Consider the following 24,386-nt stretch of genomic DNA (forward strand, 5'->3'; position numbering starts at 1 on the left):
GGTCAACCTTCAACGGCCGCTTGCCCATCGGTGCGGGCGGCGGCCTCTCTGATACGGACGTAAAGCATGTGAATGGCGAGCGCGGCGGCAGCGGCGACCGCCAGGAGGGCGATGACGAGGAACGCGTCGTTGTGGGCCAGGACGTTCGCCTCGCGCGTCACCTGCTGGCCGAGCAGCGATATGCCTTCCGCCTTGAGCACGGCGGGATCGGTGATCGTGCGGCCATAGGCGGCGGAAAGCTGCGAGACGCGGGTGGCGACCAGCGGGTCGGTGAGCGTCATCGACTGGGCGAGCATGTTCGAATGGAACTTCTCGCGCAGCGTGATGAAGGAGCCGAACAGCGCCGAGCCGGCAAGCCCCCCGAGACTCTGCGTCACCAGGAAGACGACGATGAAGCTGAGGATGTATTGCGGGCCCTTGCGCAGCGCCATGGTGAAGCCGGAGGCCACCGCCGGGGGCATGAAGAGGCTGCCGCCGACGGCGATCATCGCCTGGCTCCAGTACATCTGCTCCGGCCGCGTGAGGTTCGTCGCGTGGCTGTCGAGGAAGGCGCCGGCGCCGATGAACAGCAGCGCCACCATGTGGATGCCCGGTTCGCGCCCGGGCTTCATGACCGCCGCACAGGCAAGGCCGCCCGCGATGGTGGCGAGCGCCACGAAGCCGTAGAGGCCGGTGAGCTGGTCGTTCTGCAGGCCGGTGATCTGGAAGAAGTTGCCGGCGACGGCCGTCTGCTCGGCCAGCATCAGCCGGAAGAGGACCAGCACGGCGCCGACATGCAGCACCTCGCGGCTGACGAGCCAGCGCAGGTCGACAAGGGGCTTTTCCCGGTTCAGTTCGAGCACGGCGGCGATGGTGAGCGCGCCGATCATCACCACCAGCAGCTCGCCGATCCACTGCGCCTCAAGCCACCAGTAGGTGCGGCCGGTCACGAGGATGACGGCGCCCGCCCCGAAACCGATGGCGATGAAGAGATAGCTGACGATGTCGAGCTTCTCGATGACCCTGGCGCGCGGCATCGGCGTCAGCGGCAGGAGGTAGATGGCCGCGAAGGAAAGCATGGCGAGTGCCAGCTCCAGCTGCAGCAGCGCCCTCACCCCGCCGAGGTCGATGAGCGTCGGCGAGATGAAGCGCGTCAGCGGCGCGGCGAGCCCGATATTGGTGAGCGCCAGCGAGAGGCCGACCGTCAGCTTGCGCGCCGGGGAAAACGCCTCCAGCATGTAGAGGAAGCCGAGCGAGGAGAGCGGCGCGGCGGCGATGCCGGCGAAGAAGCGCAGCACGATCGCGGATTGAAGGTCCGTGATGAAGATATGCAGCGCCGCCACGACGAGGAAGACGGCAATGCCGAGCTCGGCGAAATGGCGCAGGCCATACTGGTTGCGGATCTTGATGAGGGCGAGCGACAGCGAGGCGTTGGGCGCCATGTAGGCCGCCATCAGCCAGAGCGCCTCCGTGCTCGTCGCGCCGAACGGCCCCTGAAGCTGCGGGATGTTGGCGGCGACGAGGTTCATGCCGAAGCCCTGCGTGAGGGCCAGCAGGGTGGAGGCGGCCATGTAGGCGGCGGCGCGGGAGGGGGCCATGGGCGCGGAGGGCGCGGACGGCGGCGGCGGCGGTGCGGCGGGCTTTTCCTCCGCAGCCTCCTCGCCCCCTGCCCCGCGTGCCCCGTTGACGGGAGCGCTGGTCATGCGTCGGCGCTCTCCCGACAGCTTTGCGCGATGTTGCCGGCCATAGCGGCGAAGACCTTGACGGTGGTCGCCATGTCGGCCGGGGAAATGCCCTTCAGGACATCGGCGCGCAGGGTCCTTGCAAGGTCCAGCACCTCTTCGGCCACCTTCGCCCCGTAGCGCGTCATGGCGATCTGCTTGGCGCGGCGGTCGCCCTCGACGGCCTGCCGCTCGATGAAGCCCTGTTTCTCCATGCCGTCGAGCAGGCGCACCAGCGTCGGGGTCTCGATGTCGAGTTCGTCGGCAAGTTCGCGCTGGTTGAGCTGCACGCCGCGGCCGAGGATCAGCAGCGCGCGGGCGCGCGGGAGCGTCAGTCCCCTCTCCTTCACGCGGGCATCGAACAGCGCGCGCATCTTGCGCTGCACACGGGAGAGATCGTCGAGAAGGCGCTCGCGCGGATCGGTCGTGTTCATCTTGATAGTCCGGACATTATTAGCTTGCTACCTATTTGCTCGCTAGGTAATTGATCCGCGTCAAAAAATCAAGCCCCGCCCACGGGCCGTGGACGGGGCTTCGTATCGATCTCACGCGGACGTGATGACGAAGGGTCAGGGGCCGTCGGTCTCTTCGGGGAACTCGCTCGCGCCGTGGGTCGAGGGTGCGGTCCAGCCGCCGTATTTGCGCTGCCAGGAGCGCGCGCCGAACGGCAGGGTCGCCAGATAGGCGACGACCGTCACAACCATGGTTTCCCAGGTGAAGCTCATCAGCGTCGCGACATAGATGACGACGAGCAGGATCGCCGGCAACACGAGGTCGCGGCGGATGCGGCTTCCCTCGGACTTGCCGGACCAGACCGGCAGGCGGCTGACCAGCAGGAAGCCGATCAGCACCGTGTAGCCGGAGGCGAGGAAGGCGAAGAGCGGGCTCGGCGCGATGCCGAGGAAGCCGAGATAGACTGGCAGCAGCACCAGCATGGCGCCGGCCGGCGCCGGCACGCCGACGAAATATTCCGACTGCCACTTCGCCTTGGTCTCGCGCTCGGCCATGACGTTGAAGCGCGCGAGGCGCAGGCCCGCGGCGATGGCGTAGATCAGCGCGGCGATCCAGCCGAAGGAGCGCGCCTGGTCGAGGATGAAGACATAGAGCACCAGGGCGGGTGCGACACCGAAATTGACGATGTCGGCGAGCGAATCCATCTGCCCGCCGAACTTCGACGTCGCCTTCAGGAGCCGCGCGACGCGGCCGTCGATGCCGTCGAGGAAGGCGGCGAGCAGGACCATGCCGACGGCGAGTTCATAGCGGTTCTCGAAGGCGAGCCGGATGCCGGTGAGGCCGGCGCAGATGGCGAGGACCGTTATGACGTTCGGGATGATGATGCGCAGCGGGATTTCGCGCAGGCGCGGGCCGCGGGCCTCGTCGTTCGGGCCATTCGGCTCATAGGGCGGAAACGGAGTGTCCATTGCTTTTCGCTTCGTTCGTGTGCCTGGCAGCGGCCGTTTCCCGTTGAGATAAGCCGCCGCGGCGAATGGTCAATCGTTCAGCCGCGCCGGCTGATGACCGGCCCCTTGGCCGAGCCGAACTCGGCAAGCACCGTCTCGCCGGCGATCGCCGTCTGCCCGACGCTGACGCGCGGCTCGGCGCCGGCCGGCAGGAAGACGTCGAGGCGCGAGCCGAAGCGGATGAGGCCGAAGCGCTCGCCGGCCTCCAGATGGTCGTTCATCGCGCTCCAGCAGAGGATGCGGCGGGCGACGAGGCCGGCGATCTGCACGACGCCGATAGGACCATGGGCGGTTTCGATGACGAGGCCGTTGCGCTCGTTGTCCTGGCTCGCCTTGTCGAGATCGGCGTTGAGGAACTTGCCGGCGCGGTAGGCGACGCGCGCGATGCGCCCGCGCATCGGCGCGCGGTTCACATGGCAGTTGAAGACGTTCATGAAGACCGAGATGCGCAGCATCGGCTGGTCGCCGAGTTCCAGCTCGGCCGGCGGCGTCATCATGGCGATGGCCGAGACGCGGCCGTCCGCGGGGCTGATGACGAGGTCGTCGTCCTGCGGCGTCAGGCGCTCGGGGTCGCGGAAGAAGTAGGCGCACCAGGCGGTGAGGATGAAGCCGATCCACATCAGCGGCTGCCAGGCAGCGCCGAGCAGCAGCGAGGCGACGAAGAAGCCGGCGACGAACTTCCAGCCCTCCCGATGGATCGGCACCAGGGTGCTGCGTATCGTATCGACCAAACTCATCTTCCGGCATCTCCTGATGATTTCACGCCATCGAACTAGCGTGAAAAGCCCGCCGGGGCAATGCGGCGCAGTGGATAGACCCCGGAGGTGAGGCTTGGCGTATGTGGTTTCGATGGGAAAGCGGGCGGCATACCCCCCCTCTGCCCTACCGGGCATCTCCCCCTCAAGGGGGGAGATTGGATTGGGCTATGTTTCGGCCCTCGCTAGCGTTTCTGCTTGAGTGAGGTTGGCGCCAGCAGGCCACAGTGGGCGGCCGCATTGACAGGCCTGCCCTAAGAGGCCGACATTCATGCCGGACACGGGAGACACACCATGAGCAGTGAGACGGAGAAACAGCCCTTTCTCAGCGGCGCAGAACCGGTCCTCTACGTCACCGACTTTCCCGCCGCCCTCGCCTTCTACACACAGAAGCTCGGTTTTGCGGTGGATTTCACCTACGGCGACCCGCCGTTCTACGGCGTCGTGCAGCGGGATCGGGCGCGGCTCTGCCTGCGGCTCGTGAAAGGGCCAGTCTTTGCCGGAGACGTGCGGGAGCGTAAGGAGCTGCTTTCGGCATCGATCACGCTCGACAGCGCGGCGGCCATCGAGCGGTTCTTTCTAGGCTATCAGGCGAAGGGCGTGTCCTTCCACCTGGAGCTGACGACGCAGCCATGGGGCGCAAGGAACGTCATCGTCCGCGATCCGGACGGCAACCTGCTTCTCTTCGCCGCCCCCGGCGACTGATCACTCCGCCGCCGGCACGCCGCGCGCGACGATGCCGAATTCGTCGCTTTCGCGCACCTGCTTCAGCCGCTCCTCGGCCTGGACGGCCTCGCGCTGGCGGTTCCACATGGAGGCATAGAGGCCGTCGTCGCGCTGCATCAGCTCGCCATGCGTGCCGCGCTCGGCGATCACGCCATCCTTCAGCACGATGATCTCGTCGGCCGAGATGACGGTCGACAGGCGGTGCGCGATGACGAGCGTCGTGCGGTTCTTCGAGACGATGTCGAGCGCGGCCTGGATCTCCTGCTCCGTGCGCGTGTCGAGGGCCGAGGTCGCCTCGTCGAGGATGAGGATCGGCGGGCTCTTGAGGATCGTGCGGGCGATGGCGACGCGCTGCTTCTCGCCGCCGGAAAGCTTCAGGCCGCGCTCGCCCACCATGGCGTTGTAGCCTTCCGGCAGATGCCGGATGAAGGGGCCGATCTGGGCGGCCTCGGCGGCGGCGGCCACCTCCTCGTCGCTCGCGCCCGGCCGGCCGTAGCGGATGTTGTAGGCGATGGTGTCGTTGAAGAGCACGGTATCCTGCGGCACCATGCCGATGACCTTGCGCAGGCTCTTCTGCGTGACGTCGCGCACGTCCTGCCCGTCGATGGTGATCGCGCCCTCCTGCACGTCGTAGAAACGGTAGAGGAGACGAGAGAGCGTCGACTTGCCCGCACCGGACGGGCCGACGACGGCGACGGTCCTGCCGGCCGGCACGTCGAAGGAAATGCCCTTGAGGATCGGCCGCGCCGGATCGTAGGCGAAGTGCACGTCCTTGAAGGAGATCGCGCCGTCGGTGACGGCAAGGTCGGCCGCGCCCGGCTTGTCCTGAACCTCCTCCTCGACCTCCAGGAGATCGAACATCTGCTCGATGTCCGTGAGGCCCTGGCGGATTTCGCGGTAGACGAAGCCGATGAAGTTGAGGGGGATGGCGAGCTGGATCAGCATGGCGTTGATGAAGACGAAGTCGCCGACCGTCTGCTCGCCGCGCTGCACGGCGAGCGCGGACATGGCCATCATGACCGCCATGCCGACGCCGAAGATCAGAGACTGGCCGAAGTTCAGCCAGCCGAGCGAGGTCCAGACCTGCGTGGCGGATTTCTCGTAGCGCTCCATGGACTGGTCGAAGCGGCGGGCCTCCATCTCCTCGTTGCCGAAATACTTCACCGTCTCGAAGTTGAGAAGCGAATCGATGGCCTTGGTGTTCGCCTCCGTGTCGCTGTCGTTCATCGAGCGGCGGATGGAGATGCGCCAGTCGCTCGCCCGCACGGTGAACCAGATGTAGAACCATACGGTGACGGCCGTGACGAGGAGATACTGCGGGCCGTAGCCGCGCCAGAAGACGGCGGCGGTCAGCAGGAACTCGACGAAGGTCGGTATGCTGTTGAGGATCGTGAAGCGCACGATCGTCTCGATGCCCTTGGTGCCGCGCTCGATGACGCGCGAAAGACCGCCGGTGCGCCGCTCCAGATGGAAGCGCAGCGACAGGCGGTGCAGGTGCACGAAGGTGCGGTAGGCGAGCTGGCGCACGGCATATTGCCCGACGCTGGCGAAGAGCGCGTCGCGGAGCTGGTTGAGGCCTGCCTGCACGATGCGCGCGCCGTTATAGGCGAGCACCAGCATGACGGCGCCGAGCAGGAATGTCGGCAGGAGGCCCACGGCATCGGGCTTGCCGTTCAGCGCATCCGTCGCCCATTTGAAGAAATAGGGCACGAGCAGCAGCACGACCTTGGAGGCGAGCAGGAAGACAGAGGCCCAGACGACGCGCATCTTCAGGTCCGGCCGGTCGGAGGGCCACATGTAGGGCCAGAGATTCACCAGCGTGTGGAGGGGATTGCTGCTGTCGGCCGAAACCGTCTTCTTCGTCGTCGTCGCCACGCTGGCCTCCGCCGGGCGGCCGTGTGCCCGGTCTCGTGTGCTGCCGGAGCGCTTCATCGTGCGCCCGCCGGCCGTGCCTGAATGAAAATGCGGCGCCCGGTGGGGCGCCGCATCGCGGAGATAGGACCTCGCCGGCCGTTTCGCAACGGCCGGCGGGAAATAACAGCGGTCAATTGCCGCGGACGTGCTTTCGGTGCATCTCCTCGGCCTCGGCGTCGGTCTCCATGGTCTTGTCCGGTACGCCGAAGACCTGGCCGGGGATGATGCGGTCCGGGTTGGTGATCTGGTCCTCGTTGGCGAGGTAGATCGTCGTGTAGCGCACGCCCTTGCCGTAGATGCGGCGGGAGATCTGCCACAGCGTATCGCCGCGGCGGATGATGACCGAGGTCTTGCTCTGCTGCAGCGGCGCCTGCTCGACGGTCTCGGGCTCTTCGGCCGCGGCCTCGCCGGCGGCGACGGGAGCAGCGCCCTGCCCGGCCGGTGCCGCGGTGCTGCCGCCTTCGACGTCCGTCGTCCCGGCAGCCTTGGAGGCGTCCGTGGCGGGGGCAGCGCCTTCGGTCGCCGTCGCGACCGCATTGGCGGCGGCGGTGAGCGAAGGCATGCCTTCGAGCGCCACCAGCGCCTGCTGGTAGGCCTCCTTGCCGGCATCCGCGGGAACGGCGGCGAGGCGGTCGAGCGCGGTGGCGGCCCAGCCCTTCAGTTCCTCGATGGCCGCGCCGACGTCGGCAGCGGTGCCGGCCGGCGGCGTGAAGCCCGTGATGCGCCTGAGGGCCCCTTCCAGCGCGCTGCGGGCGCTGCGGATATCCGCCGTCGTCGCGTTGCCGCCATCAGAAAAGAGCGCCACGAACTTCTGCTGGAGCGCGCTCGCCTGTCCCGCCAGCGACTCGATGGTGTCGCCGGCCGCGGCGACGACATGGCCCGCCGCGTCATGCGCCTTTTCGATCGCGGGCGCGAGCGCATCGGCCACAGCCGTCTCGATCGAGCCGAGCGCCTCACCGACTGCGGCGGCATCCGACGGCAGGGCATGGAGGCGCGCGAGTGCGGAGGCGGCAGCGGCGGAGGCCTTGGCGGCCATCTGGCGGGCAGCCTCGCCCTCTTCCTCGCCCGGCTTGAATTCGGCCAGCGACTTCAGCGCGATCTCCGTCGCCGAGCGGGCGGCGGCGAGTTCCTCGGCGGTCGGCACGCGGCCGTTTGCATAGAGGCCCTTGAGGAGGGCGATCGCCTTGTCCGCCTCGGTGCGAAGCTTGTCGAAGGTTCCGCCGCCGATGAGGCCGAGCGCCGGGCCGGCATCGCTAGCGGCATTGTCCTGCGCCACCACGGCGACCTGCTCGCCTTCCGGCCGGTCGAACGGAACGGAGGCGCGGAAATCGACCTTGCTGCCGTCCGCGCTCATCACGTCGGCGCGGACCGTGTGGCGGCCGACGGAAAGGTCGATCCTGCCGTCGACGACATAGCGGCCCTCGTCGTCCGCCTTCGCCTCGCCGACGAGCTTGTCGTCTGCATAGATGCGCACCAGCGCGCCGGGCCGGGCCGTGCCGGCGATGAACATGCGTTCGCCTTCCAGCTCGACGGCGGAAACGCGGGCCTGCGCGGCCGGGCCCGCCGTGGCGCTGCTCGCCGTGTCGGCAGAGGGCTGCGCGCCCTCACCCGCCGGCTGCATGGCCTGCGCGCCGGCCGTCGCAGCCGCATCGCTGGCCGTGGCGGCGGCCTGGCCAGCGGCCGCGGCTGTCTCGTTCGCCGTGGCGGCGACATCGCCGGCCGCCGAGGCAACGTCACCGGCGACCTGGCCGGCGGCAGCCTGCGCCGTTTGCGCGGCGTCGCCGGCCGGCTTCCGGGCGGCTTCCGGCACCGTGATCAGACGGCTCGCCTCGCCGGGGCGGGACACCATGGCGAGCAGCTCGCCGCTGCCGTCCTTCGGCACGGACACCGTCGCGACCTCTTCCGAGGTCTTCGAGGCGCCCCTGTCGTCGCGGGTGGCGAGGGTGAGCTGATAGTCGCCGGCGGCGAGCGGATGGTCGAAGACGGCAGCGAAATCGCCGGACGGGCCGATATCGGCCTTGCCGATCACCGTCTCGCCGTTCCTGATCTCCAGCTTCGTGTTCGGCTGGCCGCGGCCTGCGATGACGGTGGAGCCGTCCGGCTCGACACGCAGGACATCGAAGGCGGGCGTGACCCAGCTTGCGGCGGGATCGGCCGGGGCCTCTTCCGGCTTGGCGGCCTGCTCGCCGGCAGGTTCGGCGGCCGGCTTTTCGCCCTCGACGGGCGCCTGCTCGCCGCCCGCGCGCGCCTGCTTGCCGTCAGCCGCCGTCGTGTCGCCGCCGCCCTCGGCCGGCTTTTCGTCAATCGTCGCGACCGGCGTTTGCGCGGGCTTTTCCTTGTTCATGTTGGGCAGCACGAAGAAAACCATGAGCAGCGTCGCCACCGCCAGCACGATCAACGCCACAAGGCCGGTCCTGTTCTTCATCATCAACTCTCTCTCTGTCCCGGTTTCCCGGGAGGTCCCCTGCCGAAATTGCTATCGATTCCCGGTGTGTTGCACAAGGTTCCGGGGGCATTGCGAGCACCCTCCGCACGCTTTTTCGGTCATTATCCTTGACGGGCCGGCGGGCGGGTGTCTGAATCGCGCCATGAGCGAACAAAACATGCCGATTCGATCCGTCTGCGTTTACTGCGGTTCCCAGCCAGGCCGTGATTCCGCCTATATCGCCGCCGGTCGGCGACTCGGCAAGGCGATGGCGGAAAACCACCTCCGGCTCGTCTATGGCGGCGGGACCAAGGGCATCATGGGGGCCGTCGCCAGCGGCGTGCTCTCGCATGGCGGGCGCGTCACCGGCATCATACCGCAATTCCTCGTGGATATGGAGGCCACGCGTCATTCGCTCGGCCAGCTCAGCGAACTGATCGTCACGCCCGACATGCACGAGCGCAAGCACAAGATGTTCGACCGCGCCGACGCCTTCGTGGCGCTGCCCGGCGGCATCGGCACGCTGGAGGAGATCGTCGAGGTGATGACCTGGGCGCAGCTCGGCCGGCACCGGAAGCCGATGGTCTTCGCCAATGTCGGCGGCTTCTGGGACCCGATGCTGAAGCTCATCCGCCACATGGCCGACGAGGGCTTCATCCACACCGCCCACCTCGTCCAGCCGGTCGTCATCGACGAGCCGGAGGAGATCGTCAGCACCCTCCTCGACCACTGGGCCGGCCAGATCGACCGCGAAGGCGAAGCCGAGATCATCGCGCGGCTCTAGGCGCCCCTGCCTCGGGCTCGCCCCGAGGCATTCCCTGCCCCTTGCTATTCCGCCGGCTTCAACTCCGCCGCCGCAAGGCGCCTTGCCCGCGCCGTGTGCAGCATCGATCCGGAATAGATGAAGAGCGCCGCCCAGATGAAGGCGAAGGCGATGAGCTTGGTGGTGCCGAAGGGTTCGCCGAAGGCGAAGACGGCGATGAAGAAGATCATCGTCGGAGCGATATACTGCATGATGCCGATGGTCGACAGACGCAGGAGCTTCGCGCCGTTGGCGTAGATCATCAGCGGCACGGCGGTGACGATGCCGCAGGCGAGCAGCCAGAGCATGTCGGCCATGCCCGTGTCGCCGAAATGCCCCTGCCCCGTCGCCTCGAGCCAGACCACATAGGCGAGCGCCGGCACGCTGAGCAGCAGCACCTCCAGGAAGAAGCCCTGGTTGGGGCCGACCGGCAGCGTCTTGCGGAAGAAGGCGTAGAAACCCCAGGAGAAGCAGAGGCCGATCGACACCCACGGCAGCCCGCCGGCGTCGAAGGCGAGGATCGCCACCGCGCAGGCGGCGAGCGCGATGGCCACCATCTGCGCCTTGCCGAGCTTTTCCTTCAGCAGCACCGCGCCGAGGAAGACCGAGAAGAGCGGGTTGATATAGTAGCCGAGCGCCGTCTCGATGGCCCGGCCGGCACCGATGGCCCAGACATAGATACCCCAGTTGACGGTGATCAGCACCGCCGTCAGCGTCGCCATGGCCAGCATGCGCGGCGAGCGCAGCGCCGCCTTTATGTCGGCCGTGCGGCCGAGCCAGACCAGCACGAGGCCGGCCAGCGGCACCGACCAGACGATGCGGTGGGCCACCACTTCGGAGGCGGGAATATGGGCAACCGCCTTCATGAAGAAGGGCAGGAAGCCCCACAGCAGATAGGCTGCAAGCGCAAAGGCGAAGCCGCGCGGCGAATCGCCCGTTTCGGGGCCGCTGGAGGAATTTGCGTCGGCCATGGTGTCACTTCCCGTCGATGTCCCGGATTTCCGTCGTCCTACCCCAATGGCGGTGAATGCACCAATTCATTCCCGTGAAGGGAGGATGAAGGGCGCTGAACCTCGCCCCTATTCCGCCGCCGCCCGCCCCGCCTCGCCGCGGTTCTTCAGCAGCTTGTAGACGATCGAATCCATCAGCGCCTGGAAGGAGGCGTCGATAATGTTGTCGGAGACGCCGACGGTCCACCAGCGGGCGCCCGACGCATCGGTCGATTCGATGAGGACGCGGGTGATGGCCCCGGTGCCGCCGTTGAGGATGCGCACCTTGTAGTCCGCCAGTTCCAGGTCGGCGATCTCGGCCTGGTACTTGCCGAGGTCCTTGCGAAGCGCAAGGTCGAGCGCGTTGACGGGGCCGTGGCCCTCGGCGACGGACATCATGGTCTCGCCGTCGACGATCACCCGCACGACCGCCTCGGACACCGTCTTGAGCTGGCCGTTGGCGTCATAGCGGCGCTCGACCATGACGCGGAAGCTTTCGACATGGAAGAAATCCGGCACGGTGCCGAGCGTGCGGTAGGCGAGCAGCGCGAAGCTGGCATCCGCGCCCTCATAGGCATAGCCCGTCGCCTCGCGCTCCTTGACGATCTGGATGAGGCGGTCGAGCTTCGGATCGTCCCTGGCGACCGTGATGCCGCGCAGCTTCAGCGCGTTGATGAAATTCGCCTTGCCGCCCTGGTCCGACACCATGACCTTGCGCAGGTTGCCGACGCTTTCCGGCGTGACATGCTCGTAGGTGCGCGGGTCCTTGAGCAGCGCGGAGGCATGGATGCCGGCCTTGGTGGCAAAGGCGGAAGCGCCGACATAGGGCGCCTGGTGGTCGGGCGAGCGGTTGAGCAGCTCGTCGAATGTGTGGGCGAGCTGGGTGAGGCCGGTCAGCTTTTCCGTGTCGATGCCGGTCTCGAAGCGCCCGTTATAGGCTTCCTTGAGCGCGAGCGTCGGCACGAGCGTGACGAGGTTGGCGTTGCCGCAACGCTCGCCGATGCCGTTGAGCGTGCCCTGGACCTGGCGCACGCCCGCCTCGACGGCGGCGAGCGAATTGGCGACGGCCTGCCCGGTGTCGTTGTGGGCGTGGATGCCGAGGTTCTCGCCCGGCACGCCGGCGGCGATCACCGCCTTCACGATGGCCTGCACCTCGGAGGGCTGCGTGCCGCCATTGGTGTCGCAGAGCACCACCCAGCGCGCGCCGGAGGAAAAGGCGGTCGTGGCACAGGCCAGCGCATAATCCGGGTTCGCCTTGTAGCCGTCGAAGAAATGTTCGCAGTCGATCATGGCTTCGCGGCCCGAGGCCACCACGGCCTTCACGGATTCGGCAATGCTTTCGAGGTTCTCCTCGTTGGAACAGCCGAGCGCGACGCGCACGTGATAGTCCCAGCTCTTGGCGACGAGACAGATCGCGTCGCTGCGGGAATCGAGGAGCGCGGCGAGGCCGGGATCGTTGGAGGCGGAGATGCCGGCGCGCTTCGTCATGCCGAAGGCGACGAATTTCGCGCGGCCGGTGCGTTTCTTCGCGAAGAAGGCCGTATCGGTGGGGTTGGCGCCCGGATAGCCGCCCTCGACATAGTCCAGGCCGAACGCGTCCAGCATGGCGGCGATGGCGATCTTGTCCTCGACGGAAAAGTCGATGCCCGGCGTCTGCTGGCCGTCGCGAAGCGTGGTGTCGAAAAGGTAGATACGGTCTTTCATCGGTTCCCTCCCTGGGAACGGTCCAGGCACTTCAAATCCGCCCCTCACCCTGACCTTCTCCCCGCCTGCGGGGAGAAGGTCAGGGTGAGGGGCAATCTCTCAAACTTTACCGGCGAACGTGTCGGTCGCGTAGATCAGGCGGTCGAGGATGCCGGGTTCGGAATAGGCGTGGCCCGCCCCTTCGACGAGATAGAACTCGGCGTCCGGCCAGGCCTTGTGCAGCGCCCAGGCGTTCTTCGCCGGGCACGGCATGTCGTAGCGGCCGTGCACGATGAGGCCGGGAATGCCATGCAGCCGGTGCGCGTCGCGCAGCAACTGCCCCTCCTCCATCCAGCCGGCATTGACGAAGAAATGGTTCTCGATGCGGGCGAAGGCGTCGGCGAATTCGTCCTCGCCGAAGCGGTCGCTCGTCGCCGGCTCCGGCAGGAGCGTGATCGTTTCGCCTTCCCACAGGCTCCAGGCCCTCGCCGCGGCGATGCGCGTCGCCTTGTCGTCGCTGGTCAGGCGGCGATGGTAGGCTTGCATCATCTCGTGGCGCTCTTCCGGCGGGATGGGCGCAATGAAACGCTCCCATTTGTCCGGGAACATCTCCGAAACGCCGAACTGGTAGTACCAGTCGAGTTCGGCCTTCGTGAGCATGTAGATGCCGCGAAGCACGAGCTCGGAGACGCGCTCGGGATATTTTTCCGCATAGGCGAGCGCCAGGGTCGAACCCCAGGAGCCGCCGAAGACCAGCCACTTTTCCACGCCCGCCATCTCGCGCAGCCGCTCGATGTCGGCGACCAGGTGCCAGGTGGTGTTGGCTTCCAGCGTCGCATGCGGCGTGGACTTGCCGCAGCCGCGCTGGTCGAACAGCGTGACGTCGTAGAGCTTCGGATCGAACAGCCGGCGATGGCTCGGCGAGATCGTGCCGCCCGGGCCGCCATGCAGGAAGACCGCGGGCTTGGCGCCCGGCGTGCCGGCCCGTTCCCAGTAGACGACATGTCCGTCGCCGACGTCCAGGTGGCCCGAGGCATAGGGTTCGATCTCGGGATAGAGGGTACGCAGGGTTTCGCTCATAGCTTCATTCCGTGGGCAGGCCAGTTTTCGGTTTCGTGATCGGGGTGCTGGAAGGAGATGATCGCCTCCTGCTGGCTGTAATAATCCGGGTCTTCATGGACGGGCGCGGAGAAGATCGTCTCGACCCAGGGAAGGCGCGCGCCGTAATTGACCTGGACCTGCGGGGCGAGATCGCTGCGGTCGTCGAAGGCGCCGATGGCGATTTCCAGCCCGCCCGGATGCCTGTAGGTCAGCGGCGTGCCGCAGTTCCGGCAGAAGCCGCGGGCGATGTTGACCGAGGACTGGAAATAGGCGGGCTCCTCGCGGGTCCACTCCGCCTCGCCCTTGACCGTGACGAGCGGGCCGAAGAAGCCGCCGAACTGCTTCTGGCACATGCGGCAATGGCAGATCGACGGGCGGCCGAGCCCGCCCTTGATGCGGAAGCGCACGGCGCCGCACTGGCAGCCGCCGGTCCTGATCCCTTCCTGTTGCGTGGTCATGGCAGGCTCCTTCAGCGATAGGTGGAATAGACGACGACGGCGATCACGACGGCCGTGATGAGGATCAGCTTGCCGGCGATGAAATAGAGCCATCTGCGGGGAAAGCCGAGTTCGGGTTTCGGATCGCTCATACGGAACCCTCCGGGGGCCAGTGATCGGTGTCGTAGTCGGGATGCTGGCGGTTCGTATCGCGGATCCTCACATGCCGCGCCTCGCCGCCCTCTCCTTCATTGCTTTCGTGCTCCGGCAGCCGGGCGAGTTGCGCGAACCAGACGACGCGCGATTCGACGCCGGCCTGCGCGATGGGGCGCACGTCGTCCGGGTCGTCGAGCGAGCCGAGCGTCACATTGACATGGTCGGCGGCAAGGGCGTCGTAGAAGAGCGGCGTGCCGCAATCGCGGCAGAAGCCGCGGCGCACGATCTGCGACGACCGGAACCAGCCCGGCTCGCCGCGGGTGATGGCGAAGCGCTCGCGCGGGGCATTGGCGAGCGGCAGGAAATAGTTGCCGGCCGCCTTCTGGCACATGCGGCAATGGCACAGATGCGGATCGCCGAGCGTGCCCTCGACGCGATAGCGCACCGCGCCGCACTGGCAGCCGCCGGTATAGATGCGCGAGATGCTCATGACGCGCGCTCCGGCGGCCATTCGTCGGTATCGTGGTCGGGGTGCTGGTAGGAGACGAGATCGGCGAGGAAGGACGCAGCGTCCTGGTCGGCCATCGTGTCCTCGCCGGGCAGGTCGCGGATCGTGTCGACATAGGGCAGCTTCGCCTCGATGCCCCACTGGATGCGCGGGGCGATTTCGGCGGGATCGTCGAAGGCGGCGATGGTCAGCGCCACGCCGTCCGGCGCCTCATAGGTCAGCGGCGTGCCGCATTCGGCGCAGAAGCCGCGATGGCCGTGGTTGGAGGACTTGAAGCGCTTCGGCGCGCCGCGCGTCCATGTCAGCTTCGCGCCGCTGACCGAAACCAGCGGCAGATAGAAGTTCCCGCTCGCCTTCTGGCACATCCGGCAATGACAGACCGACGCATCGCCAAGCGCGCCCTCGACATGAAAGCGCACGGCGCCGCACTGGCATCCACCGGTGTAGAAGGGCGTGGTCACCTCTTCACCTCCCACGTCGTCACGCGCTCGCCCGTCGCCGGGTCCTTGCCGTCTTTCAGCTGGATGCCCTTGGCGGAAAGGTCGTCGCGGATCCTGTCGGCTTCAGTGAAGTTCTTCGCCTTCAGCATTTCGAGGCGGAGCTGGATGATCGAGTCGATGCTCTCCTCCAGCGCCTTCGAGACCTCGGCCTTCCTCGGCTCAACGCCGAGGAGCCGGGCACTGGCGGCGAAGACCGGTAGCATCAGCGGGTCGTTGTTGGCGCATTGGGCGAGCGCGTGCAAAGCCTGCACGGCGCCGACCGTGTTGAGGTCGTCGAAGAGCGGCGCGAGCACCGACTGGTCCACCCTTCCTTCCGCCGGATCGCCGCCGGCCGGCCACTTGGAGAGAAGGCGCTCGGCCTCCTCCAGCCGCTTGACGGAGAAGTCGATCGGCTCGCGGTAATGCGTCATCAGCATGGCGAGGCGCAGCACCTCGCCCGGCCATTTGCGGCCGCCGAACTTCTCCTCGTGCAGCAGTTCGTAGATCGTGACGAAGTTGCCTTCCGACTTCGACATCTTGCGGCCTTCGACCTGCACGAAGCCGTTGTGCATCCAGACATTCGCCATGACCTTCGTGCCATGGGCGCAGCGCGACTGGGCGATCTCGTTCTCGTGGTGCGGGAAGATCAGGTCGAGCCCGCCGCCATGGATGTCGAAGACCTCGCCGAGATAGGCGGCCGACATGGCCGAGCACTCGATATGCCAGCCGGGCCGGCCCTTTGGTTTCCCTGTCAGGCCTGCGGCCTTCCACGCCTCTTGGCCCCAAGGCGAATCCCAGCCGGGCTCTTCCGGCGAGGAGAGCTTCCAGAGCACGAAGTCGCCGGGGCTCTTCTTGTGCACGTCGACGGCGACGCGGGCGCCGGCCTGCTGTTCGTCGAGATTGCGCCTGGAGAGCTGGCCGTAATCGGCCATCGAACCGGTGTCGAACAGCACTTCGCCATTGGTTTCATAGGCATGGCCACGTTCGATGAGACGCTGAATCAGGGTGATCATGTCCGCCTTGCCGTCCTCGCGCGGCTGCACGAATTCGGTGGCGCGCGGCTCGTGGGTCGGCGGCATGGCGCCGAGCGTGGCGATGTCGGAATGGAACTGGTTGGCCGTCTTCTCCGTCACCCGGCGGATCGCCTCGTTCAGCGACAGGGCGCCGCTTTCGATCTCGCCGCCGAAATCGCGCAGCGCCCGGGCGTTGATCTTGTCGTCGACGTCCGTGATGTTGCGGGCATAGGTGACGTGGGCTTCGCCATAGACATGGCGCAGCAGGCGGTAGAGCACGTCGAAGACGATGACCGGCCGCGCATTGCCGATATGGGCGAAGTCGTAGACCGTCGGGCCGCAGACATACATGCGCACGTTGTCGGGATCGATGGGAGCGAAGGGCTCCTTCGAGCGCGTGAGCGTGTTGTACAGCGTCAGGACCGGCTTTTCGGCCATGGAAATCTCCCAAAATGCATGCACCCGGCTGGCCGGGTCGTTGTCATCCGGGGATTTTGAGGGACGAAAACGGCCGGGCCAGCGCGTGCGCTAGCGAATAATGCTCCGGCGAATGCAGAGTACCGTTTTCATGGCCTGCTTTATCGCGCCGCGCGGGCCTGCGGTCAAGCGGGCGCGAAGGCCAGGCGACGAAAATCCTGTCCTTTCGGCCCGTTACGGCCATGGGAGGCAGCCTCACGCCCGGTGCGCGATATGTCCGCCGGTCATAATTGTTGATCGTCAAACCCCGTCATTCGGCGCCTTCGCCGCAGAGCGATCAAAATTTGAGCAGAATTTGGCCGAAAGGGTCCGGTAAATGCATAGGTCGTCAGGGGCAAACCGGGGGAATCATACGGGGCCGCCTGAGAACGACACGTCAGGAGAGTGAGAATGCCAACCGCAAAGAAACAACCCGCACAAACCGGTGCCGCCGCCGAGACCTTGCAGGCGCGCTACAAGCCGCTCGGCCTGCGCGCCGTCGTGGCCGCCACGCAGTGCAAGCCCGAGGTGAAGTGCACGGACCCGCGCCGCGAACGCGACCTGCCGCCGGTCCTGCAGTCGCTTTACGAATAGGCGATCAGAAAAGCGAAAGCTGATCCGACGATGGGGGCGCTTCTGCGCCCTTGTTCTTTTCCGGCGCCTCCTCGGCACGCTCCTCGACGGGATCGAGGATGTCGGGTCCCATATTGGCGACCTTGTTCACCCTGTCGGAAACCGGGATCGCCTCGAAGAAGCCGTCGTCGATGGGCTTCATGAGGTCCGCGACGTCGCGCGGCTCCTGCGTCTTGCAGTCGAGCCAGCGGGAAAAATCCTCCGGGCGGATGACGACCGGCATGCGGTCGTGGATGCGGGAAATGTCGCTGTTCGCCGCCGTCGTCAGGATCGCCCCGGTATCGACCTCGGAACCGTCCGCCGAAGACCAGGTCTCCATCAGGCCGGCGAAGGCGACGATCGCGCCCTTCCGCGGGCGGATGAAGTAGGCCTGCGCCTTCGCGCCCTTCTCCGCCGGCCGCCGCCACTCGAAGAAGCCGGAGGCCGGCACGAGGATGCGCCGGTGGCGCATGGCGGCCTTGAAAGAGGCCTTGCCGATCGCCGTTTCGGCGCGCGCGTTGATCAAAAGCGGGAATTCGCGGGGGTCCTTCACCCAGCCGGGCATGAAGCCCCAGCGCACCAGCATCGCCCTGCGCTCCGGCAGGTTGCTGCCGGGCGCCTGCCTTTCGCCGGCGACGACGACGAGGATCGGCTGCGTCGGCGCGATGTTGTAGCGCTCCGGCAGGTCGTCCAGTTCCGCAAGATCGAAATACGCTTCGGCGAGATCCGTCTTGGCCAGCAATGCATATCGTCCACACATGGCGTCGTCATCGCACTTTGCCTATAAGGGGTCAATGAAGCGCAACCGAGCCGGACAGCGATGAAGACATCCAGAAGACCCCAGCCCGCCTCCTCCGCCGTCATCGAGCGCGACGGGCGCTACCTGCTGGTGCTGCGCAGCAAGCCGCCGTCGGACGCCATGTATGCCTTTCCCGGCGGGCGCGGCGAGGACGGCGAGACGCCGGCCGAGACGGCGCTGCGCGAACTCTTCGAGGAAACCGGCATCCGCGCCGAAAAGCCCGTGCTTTTCGCGACCTACGACCTGCCCGGCCGCGAGGACGGTCCCGGCAGCCCCTCCTTCTTCCTCTCCGTCTTCAAGGTAAAGGCCGACCGGAATGCGGTCGCCGTCGCCTCGGACGACGCGGCGGGGGTGGGTTGGTATACCGCCGAGGAGATCGCGGGCCTTCCCGCGCCCGACAGCGTGCGCGAATGCATCGCCCGGCTGGAGGCCGAACGGCTGGGGCCTGCCGCATGAAGCTGATTCGCCTCGCGCTGATCGCAAGCCTTGCCCTTGCCGGCCCCGCCCTTGCCCAGAAGGCGAAGCCGGCCGCCGGCACGGAAACGCCCGCCGCGGCCCCCGTCGAGGAGAAGCCGGCGCCCTATGACGAGCGGCTGGAGCGGCTTTCGGAAATCCTCGGCGCGGTGCATTACCTGCGCAATCTCTGTGCGGGCAAGGCGGAGGACAACTGGCGCGCCGCCATGCAGCGCATCATCGAGCTGGAAGCGGCGAAGGAACCGAAGCGGCAGGAAAAGCTGACCGCCGCATTCAACCGTGGATACCGCTCCTTCGCGGCCATCTATACCGCTTGCACCGACTCGGCGGTTGTCGCAGAAGAGAGATACCGTAACGAAGGTGCAACACTTGCCACGGAAATTACCGCAAGGTTCGGAAATTAGGGATTAATTAACCTGTTTTCGCAGCAGCCAGTGCCGTTTTGGGAAAAGGCTGCTAAGGTCGTTAACAGTGCAGTAAGAACTGAATGCCTGGCATGGACCGATCAATGGAACCTACTCTCAACGATATCGACGAGATGATCGTGCACGAGAAGATGCAGGCCGCTCTGGAATACCAGAACGAGGCCTGGGCCGACGGGATGGCTGATGGCATCGAAGCCGAGATCATCGCCGATGCGGCCATCGCGCTCGCCCTGCGCGAGACGATCCGCGTCCATGGCGAAAAGGGCGCGGAAGCGTTGCTCGATTCGCTGCGCGAGCGCATGATGGCTGGAGAATTCTCCCCCGAGCGCATCCTGCAATAGGCTGGAAAGACAGGTCATGCAGACGTCGGCTGACGGCAAAAAGCTGCCTTGCGGCAGCGTCATCGCATTGTCGGTGCTTCTGGCGGCGACAATGCTCGTTACTCCCCTGCGCCCGGCCTTCGCCCTCAGCGAGTTGAAGCACGAACAGGTGCAGGAAAAGCCGGCGGAGGGCCAAGAGCCCGCGAAGGACGAAAAGCCCGCGCCGGTCGAGACGGAAGAAGAGACCGGCCCCCTCCAGTTGCCTTTGCCCGACCCGTTGATTCGCAACGACGGCGCGGTGACCGGGCCTGCCGACGACAGCTCGGCCGACCAGCCGCCGGTCGAGGTCATCCACGACATCGCCAAGGCGCCGGAACCGGTGCGCCGCATGCGCGAACTCATCGTCGAGGCGGCCGCCTCCGGCGACATCGAGCGGCTGCGGCCCCTGCTCGGCAAGGGCGTGACCGAGACGCAGGTCTCCATGGTCGAAAGCGAGGAAGGCCCGGTCGAGACGCTCAAGGGCCAGTCCGGCGATCCCGACGGGATCGAGGTCCTCGCCATCCTTCTCGACGTGCTGGCGACCGGCTTTGCCCATGTCGGCCAGGGCACGCCGGACGAAATGTATGTCTGGCCCTATTTCGCCGAAAAGCCGCTGGCGAAGCTGACGCCGCCGGAGAAGGTGGAACTGCTGCGCATCGTCACCGCCGGCGATTATTCCGAAATGCAGGAATTCGGCAGCTACAATTTCTACCGCGTCGGCATCACGCCCGACGGCCAGTGGAAGTTCTTCGTCACCGGCGAGTGACCGGAAGCACGTCCAGCCAGGCATGGTCGGGACAGGCCCTGGCGATGCCCGCCCGCAGCCAGCCGCGCGCCGCTTCATTCAGCTTCGGCAGCGCGCGGGCGAAATCGGCCTCGTCCTTGTCGCGCCGGTACTTCGCCTTGAAAAGCAGGATCGCCTCCGGCGCGAGATAGGCAATGCCCTCCTCCGTCAGACGGACCATCTCGCCGCGCGGGCGGCGGATCGACGGGTCGCGCTTGTAGACCCAGGTTTCGGGCGTTCCGTCCTCCAGCATCATGTCCACACGCCAGCAGCGCGCCGCCACATCCGCGCACCAGACCTGCGCCACGCCGGCCGGCGGCGTCTCGTTTTCCCCAAGCGGCCACACCTTGCCGTCATCGGCCGCGTGGAGGCGCAGGTCGGGAAGCACCGCGCGGAACGCCGGGAAATCCGCGCGCAGGATGGTGAATTCGAGGTCCTCGTGCGGCCTTGTCTCGACGCCGTGCCAGAGATCGAGCGCCCAGCCGCCGACGACGCACCATGGCTGCGGGACGCCCGCGAGCCGGCGCGCAAGTTCGCGCGGATGCCAGGCGGACCATGCGTCATGGGGAAGCGGCGGGGGAGTATCCATGGTCTTTCAGCCTCGTCTCGGTGGAGGCCCTTCATAGCGGCCCGGCGCCATCGGGCAAGAGCGCATGACCTTGCGAAAGCGGCCCGGCCGTTCTACTTCTGTTTCAACGGGTGCGATGGTGCACCGCCTGCGCCGGGCCTTGCCGGCGCGCAAGAAACCTGGATCGAAACATGCCTTCCGTCACGCTTTCCGGCCGCGCCTTTCTCCGCATTTCCGGCAAGGATGCCGAAACATTCCTGCAATCGCTCATCACGACCAACCTGCCCGACCTGCAGGCGGACGAAATCCGCCCCGGCGCGCTTTTGACGCCGCAGGGCAAGATCCTCTTCGATTTCCTGATCGGCCGCGACGGTGCGCAGGCCTTCCTGCTGGAGACGACGCAGGACCAGCGCGACGCGCTCCTCAAGCGGCTGACCATGTACAAGCTGCGCGCCGCGGTCGATCTTGCGGTCGTCGAGGGCAGCGAGGTGACGGTCGCCTGGGACGGGGCGGAGGACGGGGCGCCGCGCGACATACGCTTTGCCAAGGCGGGCCTCGACGTCTCCCGCCGCGCGGGCGGCGGCGGCGCGGACGACGCGACGCTCTACGACGTATTGCGCATCACCGCCGGCCTTCCCGAAGCCGGCCGCGACTATGCCCTTTCCGACGCCTTCCCGCACGACGTGCTGCTCGACCTCAGCGGCGGTGTTTCCTTCCGCACGGGATGCTATGTCGGGCAGGAGGTCGTTTCCCGCATGCATCATCGCGGCACCGCGCGTCGCCGCCCGGTCGTCGTCAAGGGCGAGGTCGCGTTGCCCGCGACGGGCATCGAGCTTCTGGCCGGCGGCAAGCCGATAGGGACGCTCGGCAGCGTCTCCGGCGCGCTCGGCCTTGCCATCGTGCGCATCGACCGCGCCGGCGATGCGATCCGCAGCGGCACGCCGATCACCGCGGACGGCGCCCCCGTCACCGTCGAGCTTCCGGGGTGGACCGGCCTTGCCTTCCCGGATGACGCGTCCGAGGTGCCGGCGCAATGAACGGTGCCGCACGAGCGAAGACGCAGCCCCGCGCCTGGCAGCGCATGCTGTCCGGCCGCCGCCTCGATCTCCTGAACCCGTCGCCGCTCGACATCGAGCTTTCCGACATCGCCCATGGCCTTGCCCGCGTCGCGCGCTGGAACGGCCAGACGGGCGGCGACCATGCCTTTTCGGTGGCGCAGCATTCGCTGGTCGTCGAGACGATCTTCCGCCACCAGAACCGCTGCGGCGCGGACGACTGCCTGATGGCGCTGCTGCACGACGCGCCGGAATATGTGATCGGCGACATGATCTCGCCCTTCAAGGCGGTGGTCGGCGGCGGCTACAAGGTGGTGGAAAAGCGGCTGGAGGCGGCCGTGCACCTGCGCTTCGGCCTGCCCTCCTCCACGCCTGCCGCGCTGAAGGCCAGGATCAAGAAGGCCGACCAGGTCGCCGCCTTCTTCGAGGCGACCGAGCTTGCCGGCTTCTCCCATGCGGAGGCCACGAAGTTCTTCGGCGCGCCGCGCGGCATCACGCTCGCCATGCTGGACATCGCGCCGCTGCCGGCCGTCGAGGCGCAGAAGCGCTTTGCCGAACGCTTCGAGGCGCTGGAGCGCGAGCGCGGTCCCCTCGCCGCGGCGGTGTGAGCATGGGCACGATCGTCGTCGCCCCGCTCGGCAGGATCGCGGAGCTCGCCGTGCGCCACCGCTGCCGCGAGATGCTGAGCCTCGTCGCCCCGAAGCAGGATTTTCACCGGCCCGCGGTGATTTCCGCCGGGCGGCACATGATCGTCGGGGTCAACGACATCGCCTTCGCCGGCACCGGCAACCTCGTCGCGCCCGGCGAGGAGCACGTGGCGGCGATCATCGGCTTTGCCCGCGGCTGGGACCGGCAGGCGCCGCTGCTCGTCCATTGCATGATGGGCGTTTCCCGCTCGCCGGCCGCCGCGCTCATCGCCGCGCTCGCGGTGGAGCCGGACCAAGACGACCACGCTCTCGCGCAGCGCCTGCGCCGTGCCTCGGTGCAGGCGACCCCCAATGCGCGGCTGGTCGAGATCGGCGACCATGTGCTCGGGCGGGGCGGCCGGCTCGCCGCCGCCGTCAAGGCCATCGGGCGCGGGGCGGATTATGTCGGCGACAGTCCCTTCGCCTTCTCCGCCGTTCCCGAGGCTGCGCAGCCATGACGCAAACTGGCGCCCGCCCCCCGGTCGAAATCGGCCTCAACGCGGCGGTCGTCGCGATTTCCGGCCGCACCCCTTGCATTCTCGCAATCGGCGGCGACGGCGCCAACGCACGCGACGCCCTGCCCTTCGGCCCCTTCGACCCGCACCAGCACCGCACCTTCGAGACGAGCCTGCGCGCCAGCGTGGAGGCGCAGACCGCGCTCAAGCTCGGCTATATCGAGCAACTCTACACCTTCGGCGACCGCGGCCGGCAGAAGGCGCCCGACGAGGCCGGCACGCACATGGTCTCGGTCGGCTATCTCGCGCTGACGCGCACCGACGCCGAGGCGAACGAACGGCTTGCGGAGGCGGGAGCGGCGTGGCGCGACTGGTACAGCTACCTTCCGTGGGAAGACTGGCGGCAGGGGCGTCCCCAGGTGATCGACCAGGTGATCCTGCCGGCGCTGAAATCCTGGGCCGCGGACGTCGTCGGCCAGGAGCGCGCCAGCGCCATGCCCGCCCCGCGCACCCGCATGCGCCTCGCCTTCGGCCTCGACGACTTCCCGTGGGACGAGGAGCGCGTGCTGGAGCGGTACGAACTGCTCTACGAAGCCGGCATCGCAGAGGAGGCCGTGACCGACGGACGCGCCCGGCCCGGCCAGCCTTCGGCAGGCACGGCGATGCGCCATGACCATCGCCGCATCCTGGCGACCGCCATGGCGCGGCTGCGCGGCAAGCTCAAATACCGCCCTGTCATCTTCGAGCTGATGGCGCCGGAGTTCACGCTCACCGAATTGCAGGCGACCGTCGAGGCGATTTCCGGCCGCCATCTGCACAAGCAGAATTTCCGCCGGCTCGTCGAAGGCGCCGAACTGGTGGAACCGACCGGCATCTCCACCTCGGCCACCGGGGGGCGGCCCGCCGCACTCTTCCGCTTCCGTCGCCGCATCTTCGAGGAGCGCCCGGCGCCGGGCCTGAAGGTGGGGATGCGATAGGCCCGTCCGGGGCCTACTTGATCACCGCGCAGGCAAGCCGGTCGCCCGCGCCACCGGCCGGATCGGTGCGGTAGTCGTCCGAGCCGGCATGGACGATGAGCGCGCGGCCGCGGATGCCGCGCTCCGCATCGTCGAGGCGCACCATGGTCGAATAGATCTGCGCGCGCAGGACGCCGTCCTCGGCGACATACTGGTTCGGCAGGTCGCCGGCATGCGGCCCGTCGGCGGCGACGAAGCCATGCTTCTTCCCGTCGGGATTGAAGTGGCCGCCGGCCGATTCGTGGCCGCCGCCGGGATCGCAGGTGCCGGTTTCGTGGATGTGCAGCGCCACCCATTTGCGCGGCGTCAGGCCCGAGACCTCCACCTCGAAAAGCACGCCGTCGTTTGCGGCGGTCAGGTGCGCGCGGCCGTTCTCCGTGCCGGAACGGTCGACGAAATTGGCCTCCGCCGTGTTCTTCGTCTGCTGCGCGAGGGCTGGAGAGCCGAGCGCCGCGAGGGTGCCCGCCGCGATGGCGAGCGCAACGATCTTCGTCATGATGCGTCCTTCCGGTTGGTTTCCCATGGAAGCGCAACGCATCCTCTCGCCGG

At 67.4% G+C, this 24,386-nt stretch carries 27 protein-coding genes; 11 read left to right on the top strand and 16 right to left on the bottom strand.

Annotated features, from left to right (window positions below; all coding sequences use genetic code 11):
• Positions 1–2: 2 nt before the first annotated feature.
• From L0976_RS17490 to L0976_RS17505, 4 genes are all read right to left on the bottom strand, one after another.
• Entirely contained in the window at positions 3–1,577 is a 1,575-nt protein-coding gene (locus tag L0976_RS17490; RefSeq protein ID WP_233290790.1) for an MFS transporter, read from the bottom strand.
• 101 nt (positions 1,578–1,678) lie between these two features.
• The gene (locus tag L0976_RS17495) at positions 1,679–2,134 is read right to left on the bottom strand and encodes a MarR family winged helix-turn-helix transcriptional regulator (protein WP_203318501.1); all 456 of its coding nucleotides are present in this window, start codon (positions 2,132–2,134) and stop codon (positions 1,679–1,681) included.
• A gap of 135 nt (positions 2,135–2,269) precedes the next feature.
• Positions 2,270–3,121, bottom strand: coding sequence for a CDP-diacylglycerol--serine O-phosphatidyltransferase (pssA, locus tag L0976_RS17500; protein ID WP_203318500.1), 852 nt, complete (start codon positions 3,119–3,121; stop codon positions 2,270–2,272).
• A gap of 77 nt (positions 3,122–3,198) precedes the next feature.
• Entirely contained in the window at positions 3,199–4,053 is an 855-nt protein-coding gene (locus L0976_RS17505) for a phosphatidylserine decarboxylase (protein WP_255696043.1), read from the bottom strand.
• A gap of 156 nt (positions 4,054–4,209) precedes the next feature.
• Here L0976_RS17505 and L0976_RS17510 point away from each other — a divergent pair, with 156 nt between their 5' ends.
• Complete coding sequence (locus L0976_RS17510) at positions 4,210–4,620, top strand: VOC family protein (protein ID WP_370643705.1); 411 nt, start codon at positions 4,210–4,212, stop codon at positions 4,618–4,620.
• Here L0976_RS17510 and L0976_RS17515 read toward each other — a convergent pair whose 3' ends face one another.
• Positions 4,621–6,516 carry an ABC transporter ATP-binding protein/permease gene (locus L0976_RS17515; RefSeq protein ID WP_234188529.1) on the bottom strand — a complete coding sequence of 632 codons (1,896 nt, stop codon included), beginning with the start codon at positions 6,514–6,516 and terminating at the stop codon, positions 4,621–4,623.
• A 169-nt stretch (positions 6,517–6,685) separates the two neighbouring features.
• Complete coding sequence (locus L0976_RS17520; RefSeq protein ID WP_234188531.1) at positions 6,686–8,983, bottom strand: LysM peptidoglycan-binding domain-containing protein; 2,298 nt, start codon at positions 8,981–8,983, stop codon at positions 6,686–6,688.
• A gap of 160 nt (positions 8,984–9,143) precedes the next feature.
• Between L0976_RS17520 and L0976_RS17525 the strand changes: the two genes are divergently transcribed.
• Complete coding sequence (locus L0976_RS17525; RefSeq protein ID WP_203318497.1) at positions 9,144–9,764, top strand: TIGR00730 family Rossman fold protein; 621 nt, start codon at positions 9,144–9,146, stop codon at positions 9,762–9,764.
• 44 nt (positions 9,765–9,808) lie between these two features.
• Here the strand turns inward: L0976_RS17525 and rarD are convergent, their stop codons facing one another.
• From rarD to cysS, 7 genes are all read right to left on the bottom strand, one after another.
• Positions 9,809–10,753 (bottom strand): EamA family transporter RarD, encoded by a 945-nt coding sequence (gene rarD / locus L0976_RS17530; protein WP_203318496.1) that lies wholly within the window; start codon positions 10,751–10,753, stop codon positions 9,809–9,811.
• A 108-nt stretch (positions 10,754–10,861) separates the two neighbouring features.
• Positions 10,862–12,475 carry a citramalate synthase gene (gene cimA / locus L0976_RS17535; protein ID WP_203318495.1) on the bottom strand — a complete coding sequence of 538 codons (1,614 nt, stop codon included), beginning with the start codon at positions 12,473–12,475 and terminating at the stop codon, positions 10,862–10,864.
• Positions 12,476–12,574: 99 nt separating this feature from the next.
• A complete protein-coding gene (pip, locus tag L0976_RS17540; protein ID WP_234188533.1) occupies positions 12,575–13,534 on the bottom strand; it encodes a prolyl aminopeptidase in 960 nt (319 codons plus the stop codon).
• Positions 13,531–14,013: a GFA family protein gene (locus tag L0976_RS17545; RefSeq protein WP_203318493.1), complete on the bottom strand. Its 483-nt coding sequence runs from the start codon at positions 14,011–14,013 to the stop codon at positions 13,531–13,533. The genes pip and L0976_RS17545 overlap by 4 nt, the downstream gene beginning before the upstream one ends.
• A gap of 127 nt (positions 14,014–14,140) precedes the next feature.
• The gene (locus L0976_RS17550; protein WP_234188534.1) at positions 14,141–14,638 is read right to left on the bottom strand and encodes a GFA family protein; all 498 of its coding nucleotides are present in this window, start codon (positions 14,636–14,638) and stop codon (positions 14,141–14,143) included.
• Positions 14,635–15,132, bottom strand: a complete 498-nt coding sequence (locus tag L0976_RS17555) for a GFA family protein (RefSeq protein ID WP_370577017.1) — start codon at positions 15,130–15,132, stop codon at positions 14,635–14,637. Before L0976_RS17555 ends, L0976_RS17550 begins: the two co-directional genes overlap by 4 nt.
• Positions 15,114–16,586: a cysteine--tRNA ligase gene (gene cysS, locus L0976_RS17560; protein WP_234188535.1), complete on the bottom strand. Its 1,473-nt coding sequence runs from the start codon at positions 16,584–16,586 to the stop codon at positions 15,114–15,116. Before cysS ends, L0976_RS17555 begins: the two co-directional genes overlap by 19 nt.
• A gap of 429 nt (positions 16,587–17,015) precedes the next feature.
• Here cysS and L0976_RS17565 point away from each other — a divergent pair, with 429 nt between their 5' ends.
• On the top strand, positions 17,016–17,198 hold the full coding sequence (locus L0976_RS17565; protein WP_203318489.1) for a hypothetical protein: 183 nt from the start codon (positions 17,016–17,018) through the stop codon (positions 17,196–17,198).
• A 4-nt stretch (positions 17,199–17,202) separates the two neighbouring features.
• On the opposite strand, the gene L0976_RS17570 is transcribed toward L0976_RS17565, so the two are convergent.
• Complete coding sequence (locus L0976_RS17570; protein ID WP_234188536.1) at positions 17,203–17,976, bottom strand: SOS response-associated peptidase; 774 nt, start codon at positions 17,974–17,976, stop codon at positions 17,203–17,205.
• A 60-nt stretch (positions 17,977–18,036) separates the two neighbouring features.
• Between L0976_RS17570 and L0976_RS17575 the strand changes: the two genes are divergently transcribed.
• The 4 genes from L0976_RS17575 to L0976_RS17590 all read left to right on the top strand — a co-directional run bounded on the left by L0976_RS17575 (position 18,037) and on the right by L0976_RS17590 (position 20,039).
• Positions 18,037–18,471, top strand: coding sequence for an NUDIX domain-containing protein (locus L0976_RS17575; RefSeq protein WP_203318487.1), 435 nt, complete (start codon positions 18,037–18,039; stop codon positions 18,469–18,471).
• On the top strand, positions 18,468–18,893 hold the full coding sequence (locus L0976_RS17580; protein ID WP_234188537.1) for a TIGR02301 family protein: 426 nt from the start codon (positions 18,468–18,470) through the stop codon (positions 18,891–18,893). The genes L0976_RS17575 and L0976_RS17580 overlap by 4 nt, the downstream gene beginning before the upstream one ends.
• A 92-nt stretch (positions 18,894–18,985) precedes the next feature.
• Entirely contained in the window at positions 18,986–19,255 is a 270-nt protein-coding gene (locus tag L0976_RS17585; RefSeq protein ID WP_234188538.1) for a hypothetical protein, read from the top strand.
• 16 nt (positions 19,256–19,271) lie between these two features.
• Positions 19,272–20,039 (top strand): hypothetical protein, encoded by a 768-nt coding sequence (locus tag L0976_RS17590; RefSeq protein WP_234188540.1) that lies wholly within the window; start codon positions 19,272–19,274, stop codon positions 20,037–20,039.
• Here the strand turns inward: L0976_RS17590 and L0976_RS17595 are convergent.
• Positions 20,026–20,646, bottom strand: a complete 621-nt coding sequence (locus L0976_RS17595; RefSeq protein WP_234188542.1) for an amino acid transporter — start codon at positions 20,644–20,646, stop codon at positions 20,026–20,028. The genes L0976_RS17590 and L0976_RS17595 overlap by 14 nt on opposite strands.
• Before the next feature lie 170 nt (positions 20,647–20,816).
• Between L0976_RS17595 and L0976_RS17600 the strand changes: the two genes are divergently transcribed.
• Genes L0976_RS17600 through L0976_RS17615 form a run of 4 tightly spaced genes read left to right on the top strand, consistent with a single transcriptional unit; the run spans position 20,817 to position 23,798 of the window.
• Positions 20,817–21,662, top strand: coding sequence for a folate-binding protein YgfZ (locus L0976_RS17600; protein WP_234188544.1), 846 nt, complete (start codon positions 20,817–20,819; stop codon positions 21,660–21,662).
• On the top strand, positions 21,659–22,288 hold the full coding sequence (locus tag L0976_RS17605; protein WP_234188546.1) for an HD family hydrolase: 630 nt from the start codon (positions 21,659–21,661) through the stop codon (positions 22,286–22,288). Before L0976_RS17600 ends, L0976_RS17605 begins: the two co-directional genes overlap by 4 nt.
• Before the next feature lie 2 nt (positions 22,289–22,290).
• Positions 22,291–22,824, top strand: a complete 534-nt coding sequence (locus L0976_RS17610; protein ID WP_203318480.1) for a tyrosine phosphatase family protein — start codon at positions 22,291–22,293, stop codon at positions 22,822–22,824.
• Complete coding sequence (locus L0976_RS17615; RefSeq protein ID WP_234188549.1) at positions 22,821–23,798, top strand: NAD regulator; 978 nt, start codon at positions 22,821–22,823, stop codon at positions 23,796–23,798. The genes L0976_RS17610 and L0976_RS17615 overlap by 4 nt, the downstream gene beginning before the upstream one ends.
• Before the next feature lie 13 nt (positions 23,799–23,811).
• On the opposite strand, the gene L0976_RS17620 is transcribed toward L0976_RS17615, so the two are convergent.
• The gene (locus L0976_RS17620) at positions 23,812–24,333 is read right to left on the bottom strand and encodes a superoxide dismutase family protein (protein WP_234188551.1); all 522 of its coding nucleotides are present in this window, start codon (positions 24,331–24,333) and stop codon (positions 23,812–23,814) included.
• Between the last annotated feature and the right edge of the window lie 53 nt (positions 24,334–24,386).

It is taken from the genome of Shinella sp. NM-101 (assembly GCF_021401195.1).
Taxonomy (GTDB): Bacteria; Pseudomonadota; Alphaproteobacteria; order Rhizobiales; family Rhizobiaceae; genus Shinella.